The sequence below is a fragment of the Neisseria sp. P0001.S005 genome (assembly GCF_051963715.1).
Genome location: NZ_JBQCTZ010000112.1, coordinates 1 through 11265, shown reverse-complemented (window position 1 = coordinate 11265; position 11265 = coordinate 1). Strand labels below are relative to the sequence as shown.

Genomic DNA, 11265 nt, shown 5'->3' with positions numbered 1-11265 from the left:
CAAGTCGCTCTGTTGACTTTCCGCATCAACGACCTGACTCCTCACTTCAAAGCCAACCCTAAAGACCACCACAGCCGCCGCGGCCTGTTGAAAATGGTTAGCCAACGTCGTCGCCTGCTGTCTTACCTGCGTCGTACTCAGCCTGATACTTACCGTACACTGATTACCCGCCTGGGTCTGCGTAAATAATTTATGCTTAAAATCAACACCGCCTTTGGGCGGTGTTTTTATTCATATACCCATGCCGTCTGAAACACATGCCCACTCTGTGTTATACTTCCACACGCTTAAGCAGCAAGGCTTAAACTTCCCATTACTCCTTAAAGCTCCCATCAAAGCGAGAATCTGAATTGTCTGTTCATTCCATGTTGCACTCAGGAAAATTTTGGCTGAAAACCCTGGTTTTCAGCATTGCCGTGCTTTTATGCCTCGCGGCGGTATTGAGTGCCTTAATGTTCCGCATATTCAATACAGAAAACATCGACGCATTCATACAGAAAAACTTTTCCGCCCATGGCTGCCAAGTTAAATACAATGCCAATATCAGCAGAAAATGGCTGCCGCGCCCTACGCTTATTTTAAAAGACCTCAGCCTTTCATCTTCCGAACCTGATACGCCGACGCTGAACATTGCCGAGTCCAAAATGGGCTTTGGCTGGAGCAGCCTATGGTCAGACGCTCCCATTCTTGAAAAATGGATTCTTTCCAATCCGTCGCTGACATTGGGTCCCAAAAACCACCTGCCTGCCTGCCTGCAACAAAAACATGCATCAAAAGAAAGCTTCCATCTCAACCGCGTCATCATCAATAGCGGCAGCATTCGCTATCACAATAAAGAACAAGATATTGCCTTAAACGATCTGCAATTTTCCCTGCGCAGAGCCGATTCAGACGGCCGTCCATTCGATATCAGCGGCACACTGCAAAACATCGGCAACCCCATCAATTGGCAAGGCATCGGCCATCTTGTACAAGATGATACCGGCTGGAGCGTTCCCGCCCTCAAATTAAACCTGCAAACCGTATTACTCAAAAACAAGCTGGATGCCCAAATCGCAGGCAGCCTTAATTGGCAAAACCAAACCGCCCTTTTGCGCGACTTCAATCTGCAAGCCGAAAGCGGCTACCAAAACTTGCATATCAACGCACGCTCGCCCCTCTTGCAGTTTAAAAACGGCTATTTACACCTCAACACACTCAACGGAGCATTAACCGCCGGCAGTGAAAACAACCAATGGGACGGTTCATTCAAACTGGACAAAACCAACCTCTATCCAACCGTTTTGACCGCCGCCAATTTTGAACTCAAAGGCAGCCATAAAAACGACCGCCTCCAAACCAACTTTACCTTTTCCAGCCCGTTGGTTTGGCAAAAAGGCAAAGGCATCGATGCGCCCAAACTACACCTCAGCACCCTGCAAGACACCATCAACCGCCTTCCCCGCCCCCGATTCATCAGCACCCTCGAAGGACAGGCCAATTTCAGCCTCAATACATTGGAAGGCCGTCTGAAAGGCGCATTTGACAGACAAGCCCTCGCCTTGGCCTTTAAATACCAACGCGATGCCCAACCGCGTCCGCACCTTGACGCCGGTATCGCCTTACAAAAACTCAATCTGACCCCTTACTTGGAAGACCTGAAAACCCAGCCATCACTGAATCTTCCTTCCCTGCTGGCCAAATCCTGGTTGCCCGACATTGAGGCCAACCTCCAAATTGGCAGCATTCAAACTGCCGGTCTGCAATTAGAAAACATCGAATCCCTGCTCACCGCCGATAAAGAACATATCGCCCTACACCGTTTCAAAGCCGGGCTTTATGGCGGCAAAACCGAGGGAGGCCTGAGTATTGCGGCAACCCAACCTGCTTCCTACCACCTTCAGCAAAACGCAAAAGGCATACAAATTCAGCCGCTGCTGCAAGACCTGTTCGGTTTCCACAGCTTCAGCGGCAGCGGCGACGCCGTTATCGACATTAAAACCACCGGCAATGACCGCGCCCAAATGATACAAGCCCTAAACGGCAGCCTGCTCCTCGATATCACCAACGGCGCATGGCACGGCATCGATATGGACAGCATTCTGAAAAACGGCATCTCTTCGGAAAAAATCGACAACAGCAACCTTAAAACCCCTTTCCATCATTTCATCCTCAATAGCGAAATCGAGAAAGGCATCAGCCATCATATCAATACCGAACTGTTTTCCGACAGTCTGCACGTTGTCAGCAGCGGCTATACCGATTTGAATACCCAAAAGCTATCGGAAAACCTGCTTATCAGCAACGTGCTGCAACCTAAAAACAAACCGATTCCCCTCAAAATCGGTGGAACCGTACAAAACCCTTCCATTACCCTCGACTACAGCCGCTTGACCAATGGCATGAACACGCCTGCAGAAAAACAAAAAGCCCTACAAGAAACCATACAAGAACAATGGAAGTGGCTCAAACCGCGCTAGGTTTTCAAATCAAAGGCCGTCTGAAACCCAAAAAGTTTCAGACGGCCTTTTAACAGATACATTGTCAGAATAAGATGTTTACTTAGGAATGACTATATACGCAATCAGTGCAACAATGATGACAAACCATATGGCCAACATTATCAAGCCTTTTTTGGAGAGTTTCTTTTTCTCCAATCGAGCCTCAATATTTCTACCGTACCCTCAAACATAGACCCAATTATTTCCATCAATATTTGCAGTAGAAATTCCAATAAATCCGACATCTACAAACCCAAACTCTCCCAAATCTCATCGATTTTGGCCGTAACGGCAGGGTCTTTTTTGATCACCCGTCCCCATTCGCGGTCGGTTTCGCCCGGCCATTTGTTGGTTGCGTCCAAGCCCATTTTGCCGCCGAGTCCGCTGACGGGGCTGGCGAAGTCGAGGTAGTCGATAGGTGTATTTTCCATCAAAACAGTGTCGCGTACGGGGTCCATGCGCGTGGTTACCGCCCAGATGACTTCTTTCCAGTCGCGCACGTTCACATCGTCATCGACCACGATGATGAATTTGGTGTACATAAACTGGCGCAGGAACGACCAGCAGCCCATCATCACGCGCTTGGCGTGTCCGGCGTACTGTTTTTTCATGCTGACCACCGCCATGCGGTAGGAACAGCCTTCGGGCGGCAGGTAGAAATCGGTGATTTCGGGGAACTGCTTTTGCAAAAGCGGTACGAACACTTCGTTCAACGCCACGCCCAAAACCGCAGGTTCATCGGGCGGTTTGCCCGTGTAGGTGGAGTGGTAAATAGGGTTTTCGCGCATGGTGATGCGCTCAACCGTAAACACGGGAAAATGGTCTTGCTCGTTGTAATAGCCCGTGTGGTCGCCGTATGGGCCTTCCAACGCGGTTTCGTTCGGATGGATGACGCCTTCCAGTACGATTTCGGCACGGGCGGGCACTTGCAAATCGTTGCCGATACATTTCACCAGCTCCGTCCGTGAACCGCGCAGCAGCCCGGCAAACTGGTATTCGCTCAAGGTATCGGGAACGGGCGTTACTGCGCCCAAAATGGTGGCAGGGTCGCAACCGAGTACGACGGCGACGGGATACGGCGTATCGGGATTGAGTTTGCGGAATTCCTGATAATCCAGCGCGCCGCCGCGGTGCGACAGCCAGCGCATAATCAGCTTGTTTTTGCCGATTAACTGCTGACGGTAAATGCCTAAGTTCTGGCGTTTTTTGTGCGGACCGCGCGTGACGGTCAAGCCCCATGTTACCAGCGACGCAATGTCTTCCGGCCAACAATGCTGAATCGGAAGTTTATACAAATCAACGTCTTCTCCTTCCCACACGATTTCCTGACACGGCGCATTTTTCACCACGTTCGGCGCCATGCTCCAAATGTCTTTCAGCAGCGGCAGTTTGGAAAACGCGTCTTTGATGCCTTTGGGCGGTTCGGGTTCTTTCAAATACGCCAGCGTCTGCCCGATTTCGCGCAGCTTGGACACGCTGTCCGCACCCATGCCTAGCGCCACACGCTCAGGCGTGCCGAACAGATTCGCCAACACAGGATAATCATAACGTGTACCGTCAGGCTTAATCGGGTTTTCAAACAACAACGCCGGCCCTTCGGCGCGCAATACGCGGTCGGCGATTTCGGTCATTTCCAAATGCGGCGACACCGGATGCTGAATACGCTTGAGTTTGCCATCAGCTTCCAATCCGGCGATAAATTCTCGCAAATCTCTGTATTTCATGATTTCATTTTCCTGAACAGGCCGTCTGAAAGCAGACCGCCATTTCGGGTTTGAAAGATAAACCAGCGGCTATTGTACCTGCCAAATCTGTTCAAATCCCAACTTTCCACGTCCGAATTTCTAGATTTTTTGCAAACTACCGTCAAATTTAAACAATATCTGCTTGTGATTGCTTTCAGACGGCCTTATCTTTGGTAAAATTCCAACTTAATCCAGTCATCAATCAATATTTATCGTGGGACGGCGGCCATGTTTGCAATTTTAGAATCTTTTTTCGTTGAATACGGCTATGCGGCCGTGTTTTTCGTTTTGGTTATTTGCGGCTTCGGCGTGCCGATTCCTGAAGATTTGACACTGGTAACCGGCGGTGTGATTTCCGGCCTGGGTTATACCAACTCGCATATTATGTTTGCCGTCGGCATGCTCGGCGTATTGGTAGGCGACGGCTTTATGTTTGCGGCCGGCCGGATTTGGGGACAAAAAATCCTTAAATTCAAACCGATTGCCCGCGTGATGACGCCCAAACGCTATGCTCAAGTACAGGAAAAATTCGACAAATACGGCAACTGGGTTTTATTCGTCGCCCGTTTCCTGCCCGGCCTGCGTACCGCTGTTTTCGTGACCGCAGGCATCAGCCGCAAGGTTTCCTACCTGCGCTTTATCCTGATGGACGGCTTGGCCGCGCTGATTTCCGTTCCGGTTTGGATTTATCTGGGCGAATACGGCGCACGCAATACAGACTGGCTGATGGAAAAAATGCACAGCCTGCAATCAGGTATTTTTACCGTACTGGGCATCGGCGCAGTCATTGTCGGCTGGATTTGGTGGAGAAAACACCGCCGCCATACCTTCTTCCGTGAAAAATTACACGAAAAACGCGCTGCAAAAGCCAAAAAACAAGCCAATCAATAAACCATTCCAGGCCGTCTGAAACACTTCCCCGCTTTCAGACGGCCTCAATCATTCATCAGAAACACCATGAAACAAAAAATCTTCGTCCTCTACACCGGCGGCACCATCGGCATGACCCAAAGCAGCGCCGGCCTGCGTCCCGACACCGCTCTCGTCGATAAAGCCCTTGCCCCCTTTTCAGACGGCCTTGATTTCGAATGGCACGTTTGCCAGCCGCTCATCGATTCTTCCGCGGTAACGCTGCAAAACCAGCACGACTGGCTGGAGCTTATTATCGCCAAGCTGCCTGACTATGACGGCATTTTGGTGCTGCACGGCACGGATACCATGGCATACACCGCCAACCTCTTCGCCCTTTCGCTGCAAGGCTTAGACAAACCCGTTATCCTGACCGGATCGCAATGGCCTTACGATGCCGCCAACAGCGATGCGCCGCGCAACCTTGCCACCGCTGTTTCTGCCTTCTCGCTCAATCTCAAACAAGTGGCGATTGCCTTTGACGGCAAGCTCTTCCCATCCGTCGGCAGCAGCAAGGTCAGCACCGAAACCGCCGCAGGTTTTGACAATCTTCATTTTGGCGCACTCGCCGAATGGGAGGAAAACAAAGGTTGGCACAATATCCGTATTGCCCCGACCGACCATTCAGACGACCTCAAACCGCGTCTTCCAAATCCTGAAGCCAAAGTTTCCGTCCGCACGCTGATTCCCGGTTATGCCGCGCAAGAACTTTCAGACGGCCTGCCCCACCTTTCCGCCCAAGCCCTGATTCTGCAAAGCTACGGCCACGGCAATGCGCCGAGCAACGATGCGTTTGTCCGAGCCGTCCAAGCCTTTACGCAACAAGGCAAATTGCTGCTCAACATCAGCCAAGTGCCGCAAGGTTGCGCCGCCGCCGTCTATGCCCAAGGCGATGCTTTGCGTCAGGCAGGTATCATCAACGGCGGCAAATGCAACCTTGAAACCGCCACTGCGCTGATGACCCTTGCCGTTTCCCATGACTGGAATGCAGATAAGGTGCAACAAGAATTGCGTCAATTAAATCTGCTGTAAACCGCCATTTAATATGACTTTCACCGACACCCACTGCCATCTTGCCGACCCCAAACTTGCCGATACGCTGCCTGCAGTGCTTGCCGAAGCGCAAGCCGCCGGCGTAGCGCGTTTTATCGTACCGGCTACATCTCCCAAGGATTGGCATTCCGTTGCGCAGTTGGAAAGGCCGTCTGAAAACATCCATATCGCTTTGGGCATTCATCCGTGGTTTTCAGACGGCCTCAACGAAGCGGCATTCCAAGAATTAGAGAAAGAATTAATCCGGCATCCGCAAGCATGGGTTGGCGAAATCGGCTTGGATTTTTATGGCAAAGAGCAAACCCAAGCCCAACGCGACACGCAAACCGACGCCTTTATCCGCCAACTCATCCTCGCCCAAAACCTCAACCGCCGCGTCATCATCCATAATCTGAAAGCCTCTGCCGCCATTGCCGCCGCCGTCAAAACCGCCGGTTTCACACAAGGCGGTATCGTTCACGCTTTCTCCGGCAGCGTAGAAGAAGCGCGGATTTTGGTGAAACTCGGCTTCAAAATCGGCATAGGCTCGCTGCTGCTCAATCCCAATGCAAAAAAAGTCCGTGCCGCCTTACAAACCTTAGACGACACGGATTTTGTTCTCGAAACCGACAGTCCTTTCATGCTCGGCCACAAAACCAATACACCAGCCAACATCCGCCGTATCGCCGAAATTGCAGCCGAACTGCGTGGCATCTCGCTGTCGCAACTAGCTGAAATAACCGAGCAAAACGTGGATTCCCTGCTCCATACTTCCCCTTAATATGCCGACCTCAAGGCATCAAAAAGCCTCGCCCAGCCATTTCGTTTCCAAACCGACACACTCTGCCCTCCCTACCCCATATTCATGAATAAAAAGCGATACAAGGCCGTCTGAAAAAATGTTTTTGGCACAAAATATCGTTCACTCCGTCATCTCGGCTTTTTAACACCGTATTTTCCCTTTGATTGATAAAAAGTATTACGCATATTATTGGGCAAACTTTTTATTTACGTTAAAATATGCCTTTTTTTGATAATAAGGCCGTCTGAAAAAGGCGGAAACTAATTATGGCTGAACAACATACACACGCTTCCACCTGGAAGAGCAAAATCAATGCTCTCGGCCCGGGTATCATGATGGCTTCGGCGGCAGTCGGCGGCTCGCACCTGATTGCCTCCACGCAGGCAGGCGCACTTTACGGCTGGCAGCTTGCGCTGATTATTATTCTGACCAACCTGTTCAAATACCCGTTTTTCCGCTTCAGCGCACATTACACGCTGGACACGGGCAAAAGCCTGATTGAAGGCTATGCCGAAAAAAGCCGCGTTTATTTGTGGGTATTTTTGATTTTATGTATTGCATCGGCAACGATTAATGCCGGCGCAGTCGCCATCGTTACCGCCGCCATCGTCAAAATGGCGATCCCGTCGCTTACTTTTGATGCCGGCATGGTGTCCGTCATGATTATGGTTTCCTGCCTGCTGATTTTGGCAAGCGGCCGCTATAAAGCATTGGACAACGTTTCCAAAATCATCATCGTCAGCCTGACCATCGCCACCGTCGCCGCAGCAGCCGTGGCCATGTCCCGCGGCATGCAGATGAAACCCGACTTTATCGAGCCTACCCCGTGGACACTGACCGGCTTGGGCTTCCTCATCGCGCTGATGGGCTGGATGCCTGCACCGATTGAAATTTCCGCCATCAACTCTTTGTGGGTAACCGAAAAACAACGTATCAACCCTTCCAGCTACCGCGACGGTATTTTTGACTTCAACGTCGGCTACATTACCAGCGCAGTGTTGGCGGTCGTTTTCCTCGCCTTGGGTGCATATGTCCAATACGGCAACGGCGAAGAAGTGCAAATGGCGGGCGGCAAATATGTCGGCCAGCTGATTAATATGTACGCTGTGACCATCGGCGACTGGTCTCGTCCATTAGTGGCATTTATTGCTTTCGCCTGTATGTACGGCACCACCATTACCGTAGTGGACGGCTACGCGCGCGCGATTGCTGAACCGGTACGCCTGCTGCGCGGTAAAGACAAAACCGGCAACGTCGAACTGTTCGCTTGGAACGTTTGGGTCGCAGGCTCAGGCTTGGCCGTGATTTTCTGGTTCAACAGCGCAATGGCGGAACTGCTCAAATTTGCCATGATCAGCGCCTTCGTTGCCGCCCCTGTGTTCGCTTGGCTGAACTACCGCCTCGTTAAAGGCGACAAACGCCACAAACTGACCATGGGCATGAACTTCCTTGCCATTATCGGTTTGATTTACTTGACCGGTTTTACCGTTTTGTTCCTGCTGAACCAAACAGGCATCTTGGCTGCGCCTAAATAAGCCCATATAAAAAAGGCCGTCTGAAACTTCAAAACAGTTTCAGACGGCCTTTCCAATCCATCATATCTTGTTGAATTTTCATTCAAACCCATTATAATGACTCCTTATTTCGCCGTTGCAGACCACTCGACGGCATCCGTATTTTGGAAAATTTATGAAGCCGTCTATCTTAGAAAAACTACAACAACTCAGCGACCGACTGGAAGAAGTCACGCACCTGCTCGGTCAGCCTGAAGCCACGTCCGACATGGACAACTACCGCAAACTCACACGCGAACACGCCGAACTGACCCCCGTCGTCGAAGTCTTCCAAAACTACCAGCTGGCTCAAAGCGACTTGGCAGATGCTGAAGAAATGCTGTCCGACCCTGAAATGAAAGACTTTGCCGCCGAAGAAATCGAAGCGGCAAAAGCCAAAATCGACGAACTCGATACCGAATTGCAAAAACTGCTGCTGCCCAAAGATGCCGACGACGACAAAAATATCTTTATCGAGGTACGCGCCGGAACGGGCGGCGACGAAGCCGCGCTGTTTGCAGGCGATTTGCTGCGTATGTACAGCCGCTACGCCGAGCGCAACCGCTGGCAGGTTGAAATCGTTTCCGCCAACGAAAACGAATTGGGCGGCTATAAAGAAGTCATCGCCCGCATTATCGGACTCGGGGCGTACAGCCGTCTGAAATTTGAATCCGGCGGCCACCGCGTGCAACGCGTTCCAGCCACCGAAAGCCAAGGCCGTATCCATACCTCCGCCTGCACCGTCGCCGTCATGCCCGAAGCGGACGAACTCGAAGACATCGAATTGAACCCCGCCGACCTGCGCATCGATACCTTCCGCGCATCCGGTGCCGGCGGTCAGCACATCAACAAAACTGACTCCGCCGTCCGCATTACCCACTTGCCGACAGGTATGGTGGTCGAATGCCAAGACGGCCGCAGCCAACACGCTAACAAGGCGCAGGCGATGAAAGTCCTCGCCGCCCGCTTAAACGATGCACAAAAACGCGAAGCCCAAGCCAAAGAAGCCGCCGAACGCAAATCCCTGATCGGCAGCGGCGACCGCAGCGAACGCATCCGCACCTACAACTACCCACAAGGCCGCGTGACCGACCACCGCATCAACCTTACCCTGCACAAACTGGATTTTGTGATGGACGGCGACTTAGAAGAAATTACCAATGCCCTGATTGCCGAACATCAAGCCGAGCTTTTGGCGGCAATGGGGGATTGATGGATTTGGTCCATTGCGTTTATACTTTTCAGACGGCCTGATGACATATGTCAATATGACCGTGAATATATTAAAGAAACTTCAATCCTGAAGTGTTAAAATGCAGCACCAGCTGCGCCCCAGCAACACCCTTCTACAATTAACGAAAGAGAGGACACAAAATGGCAAAAATCCTGATCGCACCGGTATCTACCGGCCTGAGCGCCGATGCAGCGGCAAAAGCATTTGCAGCGGCATTAAATGCACAAGTTTTCCAAGCCGTTGACTCCACTACAGAAGCCCTGTTGGCTCAAGGCAAGAGCGACGACTGGTTTGACACACTTGTCGGTAAAGTTGCAGCATTGAACGCAGATAACCTCGTTATCGAAGGCATCACTCCTGATGCGGACAAATTGTTCTTGGCAGGCAAAAACGTCGAATTGGCGTTGTCTTTGGACGCAGGCGTTGTATTGGCGCTGAAATCCGACAATACCGACGCAGCCGCCATCGCCCAACAATTAAACCTCACCAAACAGCTCTACACCAACTCCCCGGGCTTATTGGAAGGCTTTATCATTGACGGCGCAGCCGCAGCTTTAGGCGCACAAGTTGCCGAGCAAACCGGCCTGACTTTCTTCGGCTCCAGCGACAAACTACAAGACGTATCCGCTTTGGCCAAACGCGAAGCCAAACGCCTGTCTCCAGCCCAATTCCGTTACAACTTGATCGATTTCGCACGCAAAGCCGATATGCGCATCGTTCTGCCTGAAGGCGCAGAACCACGCACCGTCGCTGCCGCCGCTATCTGTCACGAAAAAGGCATCGCCCGTTGCGTACTGTTGGCTACCCGCGAAGAAGTTGAAGCCGTAGCGAAAGAGCGTGGCATCTCCCTGCCTGATTCTTTGGAAATCATCGATCCTGCTTCTTTGGTTGAGCAATACGTTGAGCCAATGTGCGAATTGCGTAAATCCAAAGGCCTGACTCCTGAAGATGCCCGCAAACAGCTGCAGGACACCGTTGTTTTAGGTACCATGATGATGGCTCAAAACGACGTAGACGGTTTGGTTTCCGGTGCAGTCCACACTACTGCCAACACCATCCGCCCTGCCCTGCAACTGATTAAAACCGCTCCGGGTGCAAGCCTCGTATCCAGCGTATTCTTCATGTTGCTGCCCAACCAAGTTTTGGCATTTGCCGACTGCGCGGTTAATCCGAACCCAACTCCGGAACAACTGGCCGACATCGCCATCCAATCTGCCGACAGCGCCAAAGCCTTCGGCATCGATCCAAAAGTGGCCATGATTTCCTACTCTACCATCAACTCAGGCAGCGGCCCTGATGTCGATGCAGTGATCGAAGCAACCAAACTGGCGAAAGAAAAACGCCCTGATTTGGCTATCGAAGGTCCGTTGCAATACGATGCGGCTACCGTTCCATCTATCGGTCAATCCAAAGCTCCGGGCAGCGCTGTCGCTGGTCAAGCAACCGTTTTGGTTTTCCCAGACCTCAACACCGGCAACTGTACTTACAAAGCCGTACAACGCAGCGCCAA

General features: G+C 51.6%; 9 protein-coding genes. 8 read left to right on the top strand and 1 reads right to left on the bottom strand.

Going from position 1 to position 11265, the window contains the following annotated elements; translation table 11 throughout:
• The coding region (gene rpsO, locus ACTHSP_RS13025; RefSeq protein WP_440346234.1) for a 30S ribosomal protein S15 at window positions 1-189 on the top strand (189 nt) is incomplete at its 5' end.
• Window positions 190-365: 176 nt separating this feature from the next.
• Window positions 366-2459, top strand: a complete 2094-nt coding sequence (locus ACTHSP_RS13020) for an AsmA family protein (RefSeq protein WP_314513011.1) — start codon at window positions 366-368, stop codon at window positions 2457-2459.
• A 266-nt stretch (window positions 2460-2725) separates the two neighbouring features.
• Here the strand turns inward: ACTHSP_RS13020 and ubiD are convergent, their stop codons facing one another.
• Window positions 2726-4204, bottom strand: coding sequence for a 4-hydroxy-3-polyprenylbenzoate decarboxylase (gene ubiD, locus ACTHSP_RS13015; RefSeq protein WP_440346233.1), 1479 nt, complete (start codon window positions 4202-4204; stop codon window positions 2726-2728).
• 249 nt (window positions 4205-4453) lie between these two features.
• On the opposite strand from ubiD, the gene ACTHSP_RS13010 reads away from it, so the two are divergent.
• From ACTHSP_RS13010 to pta, 6 genes are all read left to right on the top strand, one after another.
• The gene (locus tag ACTHSP_RS13010) at window positions 4454-5116 is read left to right on the top strand and encodes a DedA family protein (protein WP_314512939.1); all 663 of its coding nucleotides are present in this window, start codon (window positions 4454-4456) and stop codon (window positions 5114-5116) included.
• Between the two features lie 66 nt (window positions 5117-5182).
• Entirely contained in the window at window positions 5183-6166 is a 984-nt protein-coding gene (locus tag ACTHSP_RS13005; RefSeq protein ID WP_314512941.1) for an asparaginase, read from the top strand.
• Window positions 6167-6179: 13 nt separating this feature from the next.
• Entirely contained in the window at window positions 6180-6947 is a 768-nt protein-coding gene (locus ACTHSP_RS13000) for a TatD family hydrolase (protein ID WP_314512943.1), read from the top strand.
• A 287-nt stretch (window positions 6948-7234) separates the two neighbouring features.
• Window positions 7235-8503 (top strand): NRAMP family divalent metal transporter, encoded by a 1269-nt coding sequence (locus tag ACTHSP_RS12995; RefSeq protein WP_314512945.1) that lies wholly within the window; start codon window positions 7235-7237, stop codon window positions 8501-8503.
• A gap of 154 nt (window positions 8504-8657) precedes the next feature.
• Window positions 8658-9734 (top strand): peptide chain release factor 1, encoded by a 1077-nt coding sequence (prfA, locus tag ACTHSP_RS12990; protein WP_440346232.1) that lies wholly within the window; start codon window positions 8658-8660, stop codon window positions 9732-9734.
• A 161-nt stretch (window positions 9735-9895) separates the two neighbouring features.
• Window positions 9896-11265: phosphate acetyltransferase (gene pta / locus ACTHSP_RS12985; RefSeq protein ID WP_440346231.1), on the top strand; the 1370-nt coding region annotated here is incomplete at its 3' end.